This window comes from Bacillus sp. NPDC094064, assembly GCF_050279585.1.
In the GTDB taxonomy this organism is placed as follows: domain Bacteria; phylum Bacillota; class Bacilli; order Bacillales; family Bacillaceae_G; genus Bacillus_A.
On record NZ_JBNNUI010000010.1, the window covers coordinates 161,968 to 178,186 of the forward strand.

A 16,219-nucleotide genomic window follows, 5' to 3' on the forward strand; every position below is an offset into this window, starting at 1 on the left:
TAAATATGTAGCATAATACACAATAGAAGGTGATTTTATGAGAAAATACGCAGCAATTGCTTTATGTACATCTGCCATTCTAGCAGGTTGTAATACTAGCAATGTAAGTCAAGAACCTAAAAAAGAGAAAAGGGTTCAAGAAGTTAAGAAGCAAGAAGGGACTATGCAGGAACAAGGGGAAATTTCTTATAACCCGATTACACACGAATCTACAAACACAAGTATTCATATTACCGACATAAAAGATTCTTTAACCGAAGTACAATATAAAATTTGGCGCACTGCTGATGGAAAGGAACATACTAAATCTTTTTCTTCTAAAGAAAAGGAAAAACAATTTACACTTCCTTTTGATATAAAAGAATTTGAAGGAAAACGCGGTGAGTTCCAAATTGAAGCAGTAGGAATAAAAGAAGATGGGAAAGCCATCCCGCTCACAAAATCTACTATTACTTTCGAGCAAAAAGTTCCTGTTCTCATGTACCATGCAATTGATGATTATCATGGGCAAGGCATTAAAGATCTATTCGTATCACCAGCTAACTTTGAAGCCCAAATGAAGTATTTAAAGGACAATGGTTATACATTACTAACTTTTGAACACTGGGGCGATATAAATAAAGTAAATAAACCCATTTTCGTTACATTTGACGATGGTATGAAAAATAATATGAATGCATTTCGCATTTTACAAAAGCTAAAAGATGATACTTTTAAACCAACAGCAACAGAATATATGATTGTTGATAACGTTGATGCAGAAAGCTCTCTTTCTACATCTGAAATAAAAGAAATGGTTGATTCCGGTATTTTCTCCGTGCAATCCCACACAGCAACGCATGCTGATTTACCGAAAATTACAAACTATGAAGAAGAATTAAAAGGTTCGAAAGAAAAGCTAGAAAAAGTAACAGGTAAGCCAGTTATTGCGATTGCTTATCCGTTCGGCCATGTAGATGATAAAGTTGTCGAAGAAACGAAGAAATATTATCAATTTGCAACAACAACGAAGCCTGGACAATTCATTACGAAGGGTGAACCTGATGAATTGCTAAAGATGAAACGCGTCCGTATACACCATGCAACTACTGTGGAGCAATTTGCCTCTTCCCTTAAATAAGTGTGAGAGCTCAATACATTTTGAGCTCTCTTTTTAGTTTATATTTATATATATTTTTAGAATTTTCTTGTATTATATATAGTAAGAAATCTTTCAAACTAAAGGAGATTATACATATGTCATTTGAACAAACGTTAGAGAAATATGCTGCTCTTGCAGTTAATGTTGGTGTTAATATTCAGCCAGGACAAACTTTATCAATTAGCGCACCTCTTGAAGCTGTACAATTTGTACGCCTCGTTACAGAAAAAGCATATAAATCTGGTGCCAAACACGTATATGTGGATTGGAATGATGAGACGTTAACACGCTTAAAGTTCGATCTAGCTCCTGAAGAAGCTTTCTCTGAGTTCCCATCTTGGAAAGCACATGCGCGTGAAGAATTAGCAAAAGAAGGCGCTGCATTTATGTCTATTTATGCAGAAAACCCTGATTTATTAAAAGGTGTAGAACCAACACGTATCGCAACTGCTCATAAAGTAGCTGGAGAAGCGATGAAAGTATACCGTGATTACGTACAAGCAGATAAAGTAAGCTGGTGTGTCATTTCTGTTCCTACGAAAGAATGGGCTGCGAAGGTATTCCCTGATGTAGCGCCAGAAGAACAAGAAGCAAAACTATGGGATGCTATTTTCAAAGCTACTCGTGCTGATTTAGAAAACCCTGTAGAAGCATGGAAAGAACATGATGAAACACTACATACAAAAGTTGACTACTTAAACGAAAAGCATTATACAGCTCTTCACTATACAGGTCCTGGAACAGACTTAACGATTGAACTTCCAGAAAAACATGTATGGGCTGGTGCTGGTAGCTTAAATGAAAAGAACGTACCATTTATGGCTAACATTCCAACTGAAGAAGTATTTACAATGCCACTTAAAACAGGTGTAAACGGTCAAGTGTCTAGTACAAAACCGTTAGCATTTGCAGGTAATATTATTGATAACTTCACGTTAACATTTGAAAATGGACGTATCGTAGACTATAAAGCTGAAGCTGGTGAAGAAGCTTTAAAACATTTAGTAGAAACAGATGAAGGTTCTCACTTCCTAGGAGAAGTAGCTTTAGTACCTCATGACTCACCAATTTCAAACACAAATATTTTATTCTACAATACGCTATTTGACGAAAACGCATCTTGCCACCTTGCAATCGGAAATGCTTATGCATTTAACTTAGATGGTGGTAAAACAATGTCTAAAGAAGAACTTGCTGAAAATGGTGCAAACGCTAGTATTACACATGAAGACTTCATGATTGGATCAGCTGAACTTGATATCGATGGTATTACTGCTGATGGCAGACATGAGCCTATCTTCCGTAAAGGTAACTGGGCGTTTTAATACAAACAAAGGCTATCTTCCTCACCGGAAGATAGCCTTTTATGATGCAGATGAAACCTTAAGTCCGACTACTCCTAAAACAATAAAGAGAATACAAAATGCTTGAAATAAGCTAATGTGCTCTTTAAAAAAATACACACTAATAATTGTAATCAGTAATGTTCCCACACCAGACCAAATAGCATAAGCAATACTTAAATGAATCTTTTTCACAACGATAGCAAATACGCTAAAACAAATTCCATAAAATACGAAAATAAGTACACTTGGAACGAGCTTTGTTAAACCATTCGATAGTTTCATCGCAATCGTCCCAGCCACTTCAAAAATAATTGTAACAAGTAATAATAGCCAATATACCATACTAGAATCCCCTTCTCTGTCACCTTATAGAGATTCTAGTATACTACTTATAGTCCTAATGAAATATATTTAATCTCTAAATATTCTTCGATACCGAAATGTCCGCCTTCACGACCAATACCACTTTCTTTAAAGCCACCAAATGGTGCTTGTGCAACTGATGGAAGACCGTCATTTAAACCGATAATACCGTATTCTAACGCTTCGCTAATTTGGAATGCTTGACTAATATCTTTCGTGAAAATATACGCTGCCAAGCCGTATGGTGTATTATTTGCTCGCTCGATTACTTCTTCAACTGTTTTAAATTTCGCAACCGGCGCAACTGGTCCAAATGTTTCTTCAGTCATACAAAGCATCGTATCATTTGCCAACCCAATTACAGTCGGTTGCATGAAATGTCCATCTAGCTCTGCAATCTGTTGACCTCCATATAAGAGTTCTCCACCTTTTTGAACTGCATCTTCGATATGTTCTTGTACTTTCGAAACTGCATTCTCATCAATAAGTGGACCTACAGTCGTTCCGTCACCGAAGCCGTCTCCTACTTTCAGCTGCCCTACTGCCTTTTGGAACTTCCCTACAAATACTTCGTATACGTCTTCTTGAACGAATACTCGGTTTGTACATATACACGTTTGTCCTGCGTTACGGAATTTCGAACCAATCACTGCTTCTACCGCTTTATCTAAATCCGCATCATTCATTACGATAAATGGAGCATGACCACCTAACTCAAGTGAAACTTTTTTCATCGTTTGTGCAGCACTAGCCATTAATTCTTTCCCGATTTCCGTTGATCCTGTAAAGGACACTTTTCGAACGCGTCCATCTTCCATCCACGTATCAGCAATTGCTTTCGCACTACCTGTTACAATATTTATGACACCTTTTGGAATGTCTGCTTCATGAGCTAATTCAGCTAATTTCAATGCCGTTAACGGTGTTTGACTTGCAGGCTTCACAATTGCCGTACATCCTGCCGCAAGTGCTGGAGCTACCTTTCTCGTAATCATAGCAGCTGGGAAGTTCCACGGTGTAATAGCTGCCATAACGCCAACTGGCTGCTTCATAACTAAAATACGTTTATTCGGATGAGAAGCAGGAATCATTTCACCATATACGCGCTTTCCTTCTTCTGCATACCATTCAACAAAACTATTTGCATAATTCACTTCACCAAGTGCTTCTGCAAATGGCTTTCCTTGCTCCTTCGTCATAATCGCTGCGATTTCTTCTTTATTTTCATCAATAAGTGTGAACCATTTTTTTAATTTCACCGCTCGATCTGCTGCTGTTAATTTTGACCATGATTTAAAGGCCTCGTGCGCAGCATCAACAGCTTGCTTCGCCTCTGTTACTCCGCCTCTTGGTACAGTTGCAAATATTTCCTTCGTCGCTGGATTATTTACTTCGATTTGTTCTTGCAATGTAATCCACTCACCATTTATATACATCGCCTTTTTTTCTATGTTTACAAACGTCGCTTTTTTATCCAATGTTTTCTTCCTCCTCTATATTATCGTTCTCTTTAGGGTCTCTCTTATACTTATTAAATAGCATTCTCATAAAAAAATATCCAACTAATAACGTCCAGCATAATACCTGTCGCTACAATAAATACTGTAAATATACTTTAAAATAAAGCAGCTGTTTTCACACCAAAATAGTTAATGATTGTAATAATGAATGCTCCACCCATTCCAATCATCGCCTACGTCAAGTATACATCCCAACCACCTATTGTTCACAAATAAATGCTCTGATAGTCTGGCAATATATAATCAACTACTGTTGGTAACGCCACAGCCTCAAAAGTAACAACCGATACATATCCAAGCACTATTGCCCACGATGCGATGAATGCTGAATTTTCCCCAAATTCCTTTTTTCATATAGTAAACCACCTATAATAAAAGCGATAACCGCACCTAAAGAACTAGCCGATGTAACCCAATCCCCTGAGGGTACACAACTATCGTAAGGAAAAGAACATCAAAACATGATAGCACCTTCTTAAGTTCCTTCTTCTCCTCTAACTACATAATCCTCCTCTATAAAACGTTTAATTTTCCTAGTAGCGGCAGACTGGCTTATTTTCAAGAATTCTGCGACTTTATAGCTTGATCCATATGTTTTATATGCTTTTAAAATAATGTTTCGTTCCACTTCTTCCAACATTTTATAGAGACTTTGACCTGACTGTTCAACTGTTGATTCCTGCATTGCTATTGGTAAATCTTCTATTGTAACGATATTGTCAGCAGTTATAACAATTCGTTCAATTACATTTTCAATCTCTCTATTATTTCCTTCCCAAGGGTACCCAACAAACATTTGCAATGTGCTAGGTGCTAATTTGACATTCCGCCCATATTTCTCATTAAAGTGCTGTAAATAATGATAAACGAGTGGCAAAATGTCTTCTGTTCTTTCCCGAAGTGGCGGAATTGAAATTGGAATGACATTCAGACGATAGTATAAATCTTTCCTAAATGTTCCTTGTTTCACCATCCCACTTAAATCTCTATTTGTTGCCGCTACAATTCTAACGTCCACCTTTTTTAATTCTCTTCCGCCTATAGGACGAAACGTTTTTTCTTGCAATACCTGCAGAAGTTTCGCCTGAATTTCAAGCGGCATTTCACCGATTTCATCTAAGAAAAGAGTTCCTTTATTTGCTGATTCTAATAGCCCCTTTTTCCCTTCACGATTTGCCCCTGTAAACGATCCACCTGAATATCCGAAAAGCTCTGATTCAATTAAATTTGTTGGCAATGCCGCACAATTAATTTCATAGAAACTTTCATTTTTCCGATTACTCACTTCATGTAAATGACGTACTAATCGGCTTTTTCCAACTCCTGTCTCACCTAAAACGAGAACAGTACTATCTACCATGGATACTTTTTTGATTGTTTCGACTATTTTTTGCATAGCAATGCTTTTAAAAATAAGTCCTTCATGTTCATATGTTTCTCTTAATTCTTTTTTATATGTTTTTAATTGATTATCCATTTCCTCGACCTTTTGACGTAATCGATAGAGTTCAGTAAGGTCTCGAGAATAACTAATCACTCTTCTTAAATTTCCTTCATCATCAAAAACAGGCCTTGTACGAACGTGTAAATACTCTCCTGATTTTGTCGTTTGAACAAGTTCAATTGGTCTCTTTTTTTCAATTACTTCTAATGTTGCCGACGGATAAAAGATCTCATCTTTTTGCAATTCTTTCACATGCTTACCTACTAACTCTTTAGCAGCTAGTTGATAGTGTCTTTCACATGTACTATTTACACGTACAACGATCCCCTTCTCATCAGTAACAAAAATTTCGTCAAACGCATATTCAAATACATCTTGTAAATCCATTAACACTCGTTCCTTTTCTGCAACCATCCTAGCCACCCCTAACTTCAAATCCAGCAATTCACTTTACTACCTTTATTATAAAGTGAATTTTCTGCGTTTTATATAGAGTCAGCTAGAATGTTTGCTATTTATTATTCAGCTTTTAAACACGAGCGATATTTGCTTGCTCATAACAAGTTTGTAATGATTCTTCAATAATCGTTAAACCTTCTTCAAGTTGCTCATCTGTAATAACTAATGGCATTAACACACGAATAACATTGCCATATGTTCCTGCTGATAATAAAAGTAATCCACGTTTATTTGCTTCTGCACATAAATTAGCTGTTAACGTTTTGTCAGGTGCCTTTGTCTTACGATCCTGAACGAGCTCGAATGCACACATTGCACCTAAACCGCGCACATCACCGATACAATTGTATTTATTTTTCATCTCTTCGAATCGGTTCATTACGACTTTCCCTAATTCTATCGCTCTATCATTTAATTTCTCTTTTTCTATTACATCAAGTACAGCTAATGCAGCCGCACATCCTAGTGGACTTCCTGCATACGTTCCGCCAAGCTCTCCCGGTGCAGACTCATTCATAATTTCTTTACGCCCAATCACACCACTTATCGGTACACCAGCACCTAATGATTTAGATACCGTAATTAAATCTGGAACGACATCATAATGCTCAATTGCAAAGTATTTTCCTGTACGACTAAAGCCTGTTTGAATTTCATCCGCTACAAATAAGATACCGTGCTCTGAACAGATGCTTCGTACTTCTTGAACAAACTTCTTACTTGGCACGATGAATCCGCCTTCTCCTTGAACGGGTTCCATTACTACGGCTGCAATTGTTTCTGGTGCTACTTCTGATATAAAGAAGTTCTTAAACTCTTCAATGATGAAATCATCATACTGCTCTTCCGTTAGCCCTTCTGGACGACGGTATTCATATGGAAATGGTGCTTTATATACTTCTGGAGCAAATGGACCAAATCCGAATTTATATGGTTTTACTTTACTTGTCATCGTCATTGTCATTAACGTACGCCCATGGAAACCTTTAGAAAATGCGATAATACCTGGTCTCTTCGTATATTTACGAGCAATTTTCACTGCGTTTTCAACCGCTTCTGCACCACTGTTTAAAAATAGTACTTGCTTATCAAAATTCCCTGGTGCTAATGCAGCAAGCTTTTCTGCTAATTCAATATATGGCTCATACATCATGACATTAAAGCCAGTGTGAATATATTGATCGACTTGTTTATGAAGTGCTTCTTTAACGACCGGGTGACAATGCCCTACGTTAATTGTCCCTATTGCTCCTGCGAAATCAATGTACTGATTGCCATCGACATCTGTTACAAGAGCCCCATTTGCAGACTGTACAAATGTCGGGATGCCGTTACTTACTCCTTTTGGTACTATATTTTGACGGCGCTCTAATAAAGACGCTGCTTTTGGTCCCGGAATTTGTTCATTCACTTTAGCATATTTTTTTGTGTTCATTGTATACCCCATCCTTTTCTTTACATTGTTTTCTCTTTTTATTGCAAAATATATGCCAACTTTCTTTTCAAGTATTCATCCTATATTCTTTGTATCCAGGCATAAAAAATAAGTCTATAAAGACTCATAGAGAGTCTTTATAGACTTATTTTTCTTACACATTAGACTTTTCTTGCTCCAAAATAAACTCACCTGCATGGGAAATCAAATCCTCAACAGATTGTACTACTAAATCCGCAAGTGGTTCTAATGTTTGGCGATCCCCTGTACCAGATAGCACTCCGATTCCGTAGCAATCGCCACCGTTTTTAGCTAAATGTAAATCAGTTGGCGTATCTCCAACGACTGCCACTTCACACGACTCTAAACGAAACTTTTCACAAAAAGATTCTATAATTCTTTTATCCGGCTTTTGTGCTGGAAATGTATCTGAAGCTACAACATAATCAAAAAAAGACTCTATTTGATACTGTTTCAAAAATAATTCTGTCGGTGCGAAATCATCAGCTGTCACAACACCTAAAATAAATCCTCTATCCTTTAAACTTTGTAAAATTATCGGTAAATCCGCCGTCATTTTCATATAGGAACGGTGCTCATACATAAGGGAAAATAATTTTTCACTTACCCACTCATGCATATCCTCTTCCCTACATGACGTAATATACTTACACAGCCCTTTTGCTACATCAAGGCTTGTTCCAGCCGCTAATGCGCTACTTGGATGAACAAATGTCCCCTCCACACCGATCTCCTTTAGTAAACCTTGCTGCATTGACTCTGGGAGTTGATATAATTTTATACAGTCCGCTACAAGTTCTTCAGCTACTTTTATCCAAATTGAATGAAAATCCATTAATGTCCCATCTTTATCAAATAGTATTGCTTTTACCTTCTCCATAGCATCCTACCTCTCGTTTCTTATCTCCTCCAGTGTACCAATAAAATATGTATATAAAATAAACGAATTGTAAAAATACCATAAAAATCAAACTAACTCCCAATTTACAATTCCTCTATACAAAGAAAAAGGATGCCTTTACAGGACATCCTCTTTATGTTCGGGAACAAATAGTTCCAGACAATGATATATGTTTTCAAATTCCATTGGGGCATCCCCACCATATTCACCATCTAAATTAATCATTAGTTTATCTGGTGAATGCACTTTAATGCGATTTGCTTGTGTGTATAGCACTTTTGGATTGTTAATATGTTCACCACGCTGCGCTTGTGTTGCTGCTTTAATTAAATCAGCGATAGAACCTTTTTTCAGCACTAATAAATCAAATAACCCATCGTTAATAGAGGCATACGGTGCTACCTTTTCGAATCCACCAACTGAACGAGTATTTGTAATTAAAAACATCGTAATTTCTTCTTGTAGTAACTTCCCATCATACTCGATTTCAACATATGTTGGGTGTAATGACGGTAACATTTCGATTCCTTTTAAATAGTAAGCAAGCTGGCCTAATACCGTTTTTAACTTACTTGGTACTTCATATGTTAATTCAGTGATACGACCGCCACCAGCAATATTAATGAAATATGTATCATTCGCTCTACCAAGATCTAAAGGAACTGTTTTTCCTTCACAAATAATATCCGCAGCCTCTTCAATAACACGAGGTACACCGATCGCACGTGCAAAGTCATTTGTCGTTCCAACTGGAATAATTCCAAACTTTGGACGATGCACATGTCCTACTAAACCATTTACCACTTCATTTAACGTACCGTCGCCACCAGCTGCGATAACAACATCAAACTTACGATCCGCAGCTTGCCTTGCTGCCACAGTCGCATCTCCAGGACCAGTTGTTGCATGACAAGATGCTTCATAACCAGCTTGTTCTAATTTTTGTAATACTTCTGGTAAGCTCTTCTTAAATAGCTCACGCCCAGAAGTAGGATTATAAATAATTCTTGCTCGCTTCATCATTTATTAGCACAGGGAATTTCCTTCTTCATTGAAAAAGAACATACTGAAGTTCTATTCAGTATTCCTATGCCTACCTCCTCTCATCTTCCTATCCTTTTTTTATCCCGCTCAAACAGGCAGTAAGAACCCGATTCGTGTAGTCCATCAAAAGCAAATATTCATTTCAATGGTTTTGTTTTATTTGACAAAAAAATTTATGTCCATCTATTTTCCTCATAACAATTTACATATAAAGAATAATAACTATCTATTACTTCATGAGATGAAAAAAACCTCTATGTTTAGATTTATCATTATTCCCACCTTTTTGCAACTATCATACCATAGTTGCTATACAAACATTTTTCCACTTTTGACAGTTAATCAAACGTTTGTTTAAACGATTTTTTCTCATTTAAACAAACGTTTGATTAACCTAGAAAAACACCCATGTATGGGTGTTTTTCTGCTTAATCTTTACAATTCACTACTATTTTATCGCTTATTAATCTCTTCAAGTAAGATTTTATTAACAAGCGGTGGATTTGCTTGTCCTTTTGTAGCTTTCATAATTTGACCAACTAAGAAACCAATTGCACGGTCTTTACCGTTTTTAAAGTCTTCGATAGATTGCTCATTATTATCAAGAATTTCTGTTACAACTTTACGAAGTGTACCCTCGTCAGAAATTTGAACAAGACCTTTCGCTTTAACGATTTCTTCTGGGTCTCCACCTTTTTCAATTAATTCGTTAAATACTTTCTTCGCGATTTTAGAAGAAATTGTACCTTTTTCAATTAATTGAACCATTTTAGATAAACCAGCAGGCGTTAATGCAACGTCTTTTAATTCTTTTTGTTGCTTGTTTAAGTATGCAAGCACTTCACCCATTAACCAGTTTGATGTTAATTTCGCATCAGCACCGTCTGCAACAGTTGCTTCGAAGAAATCAGACATCTCTTTCGTTAATGTTAATACGTGTGCATCATAAGCTGGTAAGCCAATTTCTGCAACGTAGCGAGCTTTACGTGCATCTGGAAGTTCTGGAATAGAAGCACGAACTGCTTCTTTCCACTCATCGTCGATGTAAAGTTCAACTAAATCTGGCTCTGGGAAGTAACGATAATCGTCAGATCCTTCTTTCACACGCATTAAGATTGTTTTCTTCGTTGCTTCGTCATAACGGCGTGTTTCTTGTTGAATAATACCACCAGATAATAATTCTTTCTCTTGGCGTACTTGCTCATGCTCAAGACCTTTTTGTACGTAAGTGAATGAGTTTAAGTTTTTCAGTTCCGCTTTTGTACCGAACTTCTCTTGTCCAACTGGACGAAGGGAAATATTCGCATCACAACGCAAGGAACCTTCTTCCATCTTACAATCAGATACGCCAGTGTATTGAATGATTGATTTTAACTTCTCTAAGTATGCGTATGCTTCTTCTGGCGTACGCATATCTGGCTCAGATACGATCTCGATTAAAGGCATACCTTGACGGTTGTAGTCTACTAATGAACCATCAGCTGTATGCGTTGATTTACCAGCATCTTCTTCTAAATGAAGACGTGTAATACCGATACGTTTCTTTTTACCGTCTACTTCGATTTCAATCCAACCATTTTCTCCAATTGGCTTATCGAATTGAGAGATTTGGTAAGCTTTCGGATTATCTGGGTAGAAATAGTTTTTACGGTCAAACTTTGTTTCCGTTGCGATTTCACAGTTTAATGCCATTGCAGCTTTCATTGCAAAGTTAACTGCTTCTTTATTTAATGTAGGAAGTACCCCTGGGTATCCTAAGTCAATTACACTTGTTTGTGTATTTGGCTCCGCTCCGAATTCTGTTGGACTCGCAGAGAAAATTTTCGAATTTGTTTTTAACTCAACGTGAACCTCTAAACCAATAATTGTTTCTAAATTCATCTATGCTCGCCTCCTTACAGACTTGCTTTTTTTGTATGATAGTCTGTTGCTTGCTCAAACGCATGTGCAACGCGGTAAATTGTCGCTTCATCGAAGTGTTTACCAATGATTTGTAAACCAAGTGGCATGTTGTTAGCACCGAATCCACATGGAACTGAAATCGCTGGAACACCCGCTAAGTTTACTGGGATTGTTAAAATGTCGTTTGCATACATTGTCATTGGATCGTCCACTTTTTCGCCCACTTTAAATGCCGGAGTTGGCGTTGTTGGTCCAATAATAACATCATAGTTAGCAAATACATTTTCAAAGTCGTTCTTAATTAATGTACGTACTTGTTGTGCTTTTTTGTAATATGCATCATAGTAACCAGAGCTAAGAGCAAATGTACCAAGCATAATACGACGTTTAACCTCATCACCAAAGCCTTCGCTACGTGTGTTTTTGTAAAGATCTAATAAATTATTTACATTATCAGAACGAACACCATAACGTACGCCATCAAAGCGTGAAAGGTTAGCAGATGCTTCAGAAGAAGATAGTAAGTAATACGTTGCTAGAGCGTATTTAGAGTGCGGAAGAGATACTTCTTCCCAAGTTGCGCCCATACCTTCTAATACTTTTAAAGCAGCTAGTACTGACTCACGAGCTTCTTCGCCAACACCTTCGCCTAAGTATTCTTTCGGTACAGCAATGCGTAAACCTTTCACATCGCCTGTTAAACCAGCTAAATAGTTTCCAACTTCAACGTTTGCAGAAGTTGCATCCATGCGGTCAATACCTGAAATAGCTTGTAATAAGTATGCATTGTCTTCTACTGTACGTGTAATCGGTCCGATTTGGTCAAGTGAAGATGCGAATGCTACTAATCCATAACGAGATACGCGTCCGTAAGTTGGTTTTAAACCTACAACGCCGCAATATGCAGCTGGCTGACGGATAGAACCACCCGTATCAGAACCTAGAGAGAATAGTACCTCTCCTGCTGCTACAGCTGCTGCAGAACCACCACTAGATCCGCCCGGAACGTAATCTAAGTTCCATGGGTTTTTCGTAGCGTAGAAACCTGAGTTTTCATTTGAAGAACCCATTGCGAACTCGTCCATATTTAATTTACCGATTGTAATTGTGTCAGCAGCTTTTAACTTTTGCACAACTGTCGCATCATAAATTGGATCGAAGTTTGCTAACATTTTGCTCGCACAAGTAGTACGAAGACCGTTAGTTACAATGTTATCTTTTACACCGATTGGCATACCGAATAATAAACCATTATCTTCAGCACCAATCTTAGCGTCTAATTCTTTCGCTTTCGCGCGTGCATTTTCTTCATCTAATGTAAGAAAAGCTTTTACGTTATCTTCAACATCCGCAATACGTTTGTAAGATTCTTCTACTAAATCCGTAACGGAAATTTCTTTGTTGTTTAATTTCTTATGTAACTCTGATACTGAATGATCAAATAATGACATCGAAATTCCCTCCTCTATTCTAATACTGCTGGAACACGGATTTGATTATCTTTGTGATCCGGTGCATTTTTTAATACTTCTTCAACTGGTAAACCTTTTTCTGGTACATCTTCACGCATAACATTTTTCATAGTTAATACATGAGTTGTTGGTTTTACATCTGTTGTATCTAATTCATTTAACTGTTCTGCAAATGTAACAATTGCATCTAGTTGTTTTTGAAATTTTTCTGCTTCTTGATCAGTAATTGCAAGACGTGCTAAATGTGCTACGTGCTTTACATTCTCAACGGAAATTCTTGACACGGCTAGGCCACCTCCATAATATATCGTTCAATCTACAATACTATTGATGATACCAAATTTTCAGTACTTCAAGCAAGTCAACACATGGCACTTACGGCATTTTTACATAAAAAAAGAAAGGCAAATGCCTTTCTTTACAATTTACTCTTTATCTAACGGTTTATTTTTCGGAAATCTCTCGTTATCTTCTTCATTATCACGAATTGTTTTTTGTAATACAAAACAAGACATCGTTAAAAATAATGTTCCAATTAAATAGTATCCTTTTACACTAAGCGTTTCATCTAACGTATAAATCCCAATTAGCATACCTGAAAGCGCACAAACAAATGAAGTCCATGCTAAAAACGTGAACGCTTGCGTATTTCGTCTTCTCATCGTTCTCCCCCTCGTTAGCTGTACATCCATTATAGATAAATATATTTACCATGATGGATTTTTATGTAAAATATCTTTTTCTATTTATTAATCTACCATAAAAAAATTCCATTTTGAATATAATTTTCTGTCTAATCCGAAAAAACAGTTAAAATTATTGACATTTATTTCAATTCCACATAAAATAAAAACAAATATTACGAACCTCGAAATATACGGGAGTGGAAATAATTGTTGCAATATGAACATTTTTTAGACTTACTGCTAGATAACGCCAAGAAACTTTTCTATCCTGAAGAATGGGTGGGCCTAGATTTAACACTTTCTAAAACAGAAGTATTTTGTTTACTTTGGATGGAGCGAAATACAGATATTACAATGACAAAAATTACTGAACTTCTTGATATACCGATGAGTACAACGACAGGCGTTGTAAATCGCCTTGTAAAAAAGGGATATATTGAACGGTACCGTGATGAAAACGACCGACGTATCGTATTAATTCGTTTAACTGAAAGCGGCATCTTACTCATTCAAGAAGTGAAGCAAAATGCGGCCCATTACTTTAGCTTAGTGACAGAAGCACTATCAGAGGAGGAAAAAGCATTCTTACTACAAATCTTCCAAAAAATTATGAATCACATTGCTACGTCACAGCAAAAAACAGAGGAAAAGGTTTCTACACCTAAAATGAAAAACATTCCGATTGAATAAAACCCTAGTTTTGGGTTTTTATTCAAAAAAATATTTCGACACTCGTAATATTCGACATTCGAAACAAAGGGGATAGAATGATGAGAATTATTTTGTATACAGGGAAAGGCGGCGTAGGAAAAACTAGCATTTCAGCAGCAACTGCACTTCAAAGTGCACAACAAGGATTAAAAACATTAGTAATGAGTACAGACCCTGCTCATAGTTTAGGAGATTCATTTGGTATAAAACTATCTTCTGAGCCATTAGAAATTCGTGAAAACTTATGGGCCCAAGAAATTAATACGATTTATGAAATGGAAAAAGGCTGGGGCAAATTACAGAAATATATTACACTCCTCTTCACTTCCAAAGCAGCTGAGGATATTACGACAGAAGAATTAACGATGTTTCCTGGTATGGAAGATTTAATTAGCTTACTTCGCGTACTCGATTACTATAAACAAAATACCTATGATGTTATCATCATTGACTGCGCTCCAACAGGAGAGACATTAGCAATGCTAAGTTTTCCAGACATGCTCGGCTGGTGGATGGAAAAATTATTTCCTATTAAAAGAAAGGTTTTAAAAGTCGTTCGTCCTGTAGCTCAACCACTTCTCGGTGTCCCTCTTCCAACCGACGATATTATGGACGAATTAACAAATACACTTGAACAGCTTGGAGAAATGAGAGATATTTTATCAAATCGAGAGGTAACAAGTATCCGCATCGTTGTAAATCCTGAAAAAATGGTCATTAAAGAAGCTCAGCGCAGCTTTACGTATTTAAATTTATACGATTATAACGTAGATGCCATTATGATTAACCGCGTCATCCCTAACACTGTCACCGATCCTTATTTTCAGGCATGGAAAGATACACAAAAGAAATATAAAACATTAATTCAAGATAGTTTTCAGCCCCTTCCTATTTATGAAGCACCGATGTTTGAACAAGAAGTTGTTGGTTTACCTATGTTAGAGCGTGTAGGAAATGCTTTATTTAAAACTGATCCCCGTCCTACTGAAGTGAAATTTAACGGTCGCACACAATATGTAAAAAAAGATGGCAATGAGTATGTTTTCGTTCTTTCCATTCCCTTCTCAAACAAAAATGAACTTTCATTAAATCAAAAAGGTGATGAACTTATTATTCAAGCTGGTTCTGTGAAACGAAATATCACATTGCCAAAAACATTAACGCACCTTTCTATTCAAGGAGCAAAATTTGAAGAGGATATACTAAACATTCGGTTTGGAGGTGTAGTGCATGCATGATGAGCTACTAAGAAGAATCATTCATACAAAAATCAAAATCGGTATGCATATATTAGAAGAATTGCCGAATCCGATTCAGCAATCTGCTAAGCAAGTGTTAAGTATTTTACAGGAAGAGCTATCTTCTTATACAGAAAAAGGAGCAGAAGCACATCCCGATGGTAATTTAAAAAGTATCCTAATTGAATAACTATATCCATTATCGCTCCTATAATCCCGGCATGATCTCAGCAGCTTTCATTACCCTCTTTTCTATTTTCTTTTTTGCATCCAAGAAACAATTAACTCATAAAAAACAATTCGTAATTACACTCATTTTCAGCTTATTTTCTTACCCCATTATACTTTGGATTACCTTGCTATTCGCTAGCTGCTTTCATCCATAAAAAAGGACCAGGAAAACTCCTGGTCCTTTACTCTACTTAACAAACATGGAATTCTATGTTATACAGAATTAGGGTTTGTTTGTTAAGTAGATTATATGTTGAACGAACTAACAGCGGAGGGGTTCCTTCTATTAGTCCATTAAACCCAAT

General features: G+C 36.7%; 15 protein-coding genes and 1 pseudogene. 6 read left to right on the forward strand and 10 right to left on the reverse strand.

The annotated features are described in order from the left end of the window. Window positions 1–37: 37 nt before the first annotated feature. Together ACQKNI_RS21460 and ACQKNI_RS21465 are read left to right on the forward strand one after the other, a co-directional pair. Window positions 38–1,120, forward strand: a complete 1,083-nt coding sequence (locus ACQKNI_RS21460) for a polysaccharide deacetylase family protein (RefSeq protein WP_088231826.1) — start codon at window positions 38–40, stop codon at window positions 1,118–1,120. A 116-nt stretch (window positions 1,121–1,236) separates the two neighbouring features. Further along, the gene (locus ACQKNI_RS21465; protein ID WP_088231827.1) at window positions 1,237–2,466 is read left to right on the forward strand and encodes an aminopeptidase; all 1,230 of its coding nucleotides are present in this window, start codon (window positions 1,237–1,239) and stop codon (window positions 2,464–2,466) included. A 39-nt stretch (window positions 2,467–2,505) separates the two neighbouring features. Here ACQKNI_RS21465 and ACQKNI_RS21470 read toward each other — a convergent pair whose 3' ends face one another. The 10 genes from ACQKNI_RS21470 to ACQKNI_RS21515 form a co-directional block, all read right to left on the reverse strand. Then, window positions 2,506–2,829, reverse strand: a complete 324-nt coding sequence (locus ACQKNI_RS21470; RefSeq protein ID WP_088231828.1) for a DMT family transporter — start codon at window positions 2,827–2,829, stop codon at window positions 2,506–2,508. Between the two features lie 47 nt (window positions 2,830–2,876). Continuing rightward, window positions 2,877–4,328 (reverse strand): NADP-dependent succinate-semialdehyde dehydrogenase, encoded by a 1,452-nt coding sequence (gene gabD / locus ACQKNI_RS21475; protein ID WP_098253362.1) that lies wholly within the window; start codon window positions 4,326–4,328, stop codon window positions 2,877–2,879. A gap of 517 nt (window positions 4,329–4,845) precedes the next feature. Then, window positions 4,846–6,228, reverse strand: coding sequence for a sigma-54 interaction domain-containing protein (locus tag ACQKNI_RS21480; RefSeq protein ID WP_088231830.1), 1,383 nt, complete (start codon window positions 6,226–6,228; stop codon window positions 4,846–4,848). Window positions 6,229–6,343: 115 nt separating this feature from the next. Then, entirely contained in the window at window positions 6,344–7,708 is a 1,365-nt protein-coding gene (gabT, locus tag ACQKNI_RS21485; RefSeq protein WP_088231831.1) for a 4-aminobutyrate--2-oxoglutarate transaminase, read from the reverse strand. A 154-nt stretch (window positions 7,709–7,862) separates the two neighbouring features. Further along, window positions 7,863–8,609 (reverse strand): HAD family hydrolase, encoded by a 747-nt coding sequence (locus tag ACQKNI_RS21490; protein WP_088231832.1) that lies wholly within the window; start codon window positions 8,607–8,609, stop codon window positions 7,863–7,865. Between the two features lie 138 nt (window positions 8,610–8,747). Continuing rightward, entirely contained in the window at window positions 8,748–9,653 is a 906-nt protein-coding gene (locus ACQKNI_RS21495; protein WP_088231833.1) for a diacylglycerol kinase, read from the reverse strand. A gap of 474 nt (window positions 9,654–10,127) precedes the next feature. Then, complete coding sequence (gene gatB / locus ACQKNI_RS21500) at window positions 10,128–11,555, reverse strand: Asp-tRNA(Asn)/Glu-tRNA(Gln) amidotransferase subunit GatB (RefSeq protein ID WP_001047683.1); 1,428 nt, start codon at window positions 11,553–11,555, stop codon at window positions 10,128–10,130. Window positions 11,556–11,569: 14 nt separating this feature from the next. Continuing rightward, window positions 11,570–13,027, reverse strand: a complete 1,458-nt coding sequence (gatA, locus tag ACQKNI_RS21505) for an Asp-tRNA(Asn)/Glu-tRNA(Gln) amidotransferase subunit GatA (protein ID WP_000051441.1) — start codon at window positions 13,025–13,027, stop codon at window positions 11,570–11,572. 14 nt (window positions 13,028–13,041) lie between these two features. After that, window positions 13,042–13,332 carry an Asp-tRNA(Asn)/Glu-tRNA(Gln) amidotransferase subunit GatC gene (gene gatC, locus ACQKNI_RS21510; RefSeq protein WP_000086999.1) on the reverse strand — a complete coding sequence of 97 codons (291 nt, stop codon included), beginning with the start codon at window positions 13,330–13,332 and terminating at the stop codon, window positions 13,042–13,044. 141 nt (window positions 13,333–13,473) lie between these two features. Continuing rightward, the gene (locus ACQKNI_RS21515; protein WP_001254393.1) at window positions 13,474–13,710 is read right to left on the reverse strand and encodes a YiaA/YiaB family inner membrane protein; all 237 of its coding nucleotides are present in this window, start codon (window positions 13,708–13,710) and stop codon (window positions 13,474–13,476) included. A gap of 231 nt (window positions 13,711–13,941) precedes the next feature. On the opposite strand from ACQKNI_RS21515, the gene ACQKNI_RS21520 reads away from it, so the two are divergent. From ACQKNI_RS21520 to ACQKNI_RS21535, 4 genes and pseudogenes are all read left to right on the forward strand, one after another. Continuing rightward, window positions 13,942–14,424, forward strand: coding sequence for a MarR family winged helix-turn-helix transcriptional regulator (locus ACQKNI_RS21520; protein ID WP_098253360.1), 483 nt, complete (start codon window positions 13,942–13,944; stop codon window positions 14,422–14,424). 77 nt (window positions 14,425–14,501) lie between these two features. After that, on the forward strand, window positions 14,502–15,683 hold the full coding sequence (locus ACQKNI_RS21525; protein WP_098253359.1) for an ArsA family ATPase: 1,182 nt from the start codon (window positions 14,502–14,504) through the stop codon (window positions 15,681–15,683). Beyond that, complete coding sequence (locus ACQKNI_RS21530) at window positions 15,676–15,873, forward strand: DUF3926 domain-containing protein (RefSeq protein ID WP_088231836.1); 198 nt, start codon at window positions 15,676–15,678, stop codon at window positions 15,871–15,873. Before ACQKNI_RS21525 ends, ACQKNI_RS21530 begins: the two co-directional genes overlap by 8 nt. A gap of 10 nt (window positions 15,874–15,883) precedes the next feature. Next, window positions 15,884–16,069 (forward strand): annotated as a pseudogene (locus ACQKNI_RS21535) (HXXEE domain-containing protein); the annotation flags it as partial. Window positions 16,070–16,219: the final 150 nt, after the last annotated feature.

What these genes read in the sequence shown, in the direction of transcription:
- ACQKNI_RS21460 (WP_088231826.1), top strand. Translation starts at nt 38, where the DNA reads ATGAGAAAATACGCAGCAATTGCTTTATGTACATCTGCCATTCTAGCA.
- ACQKNI_RS21465 (WP_088231827.1), top strand. Translation starts at nt 1,237, where the DNA reads ATGTCATTTGAACAAACGTTAGAGAAATATGCTGCTCTTGCAGTTAAT.
- ACQKNI_RS21470 (WP_088231828.1), bottom strand. Translation starts at nt 2,829, where the DNA reads ATGGTATATTGGCTATTATTACTTGTTACAATTATTTTTGAAGTGGCT.
- ACQKNI_RS21480 (WP_088231830.1), bottom strand. Translation starts at nt 6,228, where the DNA reads ATGGTTGCAGAAAAGGAACGAGTGTTAATGGATTTACAAGATGTATTT.
- gabT (WP_088231831.1), bottom strand. Translation starts at nt 7,708, where the DNA reads ATGAACACAAAAAAATATGCTAAAGTGAATGAACAAATTCCGGGACCA.
- ACQKNI_RS21490 (WP_088231832.1), bottom strand. Translation starts at nt 8,609, where the DNA reads ATGGAGAAGGTAAAAGCAATACTATTTGATAAAGATGGGACATTAATG.
- ACQKNI_RS21495 (WP_088231833.1), bottom strand. Translation starts at nt 9,653, where the DNA reads ATGATGAAGCGAGCAAGAATTATTTATAATCCTACTTCTGGGCGTGAG.
- gatB (WP_001047683.1), bottom strand. Translation starts at nt 11,555, where the DNA reads ATGAATTTAGAAACAATTATTGGTTTAGAGGTTCACGTTGAGTTAAAA.
- gatA (WP_000051441.1), bottom strand. Translation starts at nt 13,027, where the DNA reads ATGTCATTATTTGATCATTCAGTATCAGAGTTACATAAGAAATTAAAC.
- ACQKNI_RS21515 (WP_001254393.1), bottom strand. Translation starts at nt 13,710, where the DNA reads ATGAGAAGACGAAATACGCAAGCGTTCACGTTTTTAGCATGGACTTCA.
- ACQKNI_RS21525 (WP_098253359.1), top strand. Translation starts at nt 14,502, where the DNA reads ATGATGAGAATTATTTTGTATACAGGGAAAGGCGGCGTAGGAAAAACT.
- ACQKNI_RS21530 (WP_088231836.1), top strand. Translation starts at nt 15,676, where the DNA reads ATGCATGATGAGCTACTAAGAAGAATCATTCATACAAAAATCAAAATC.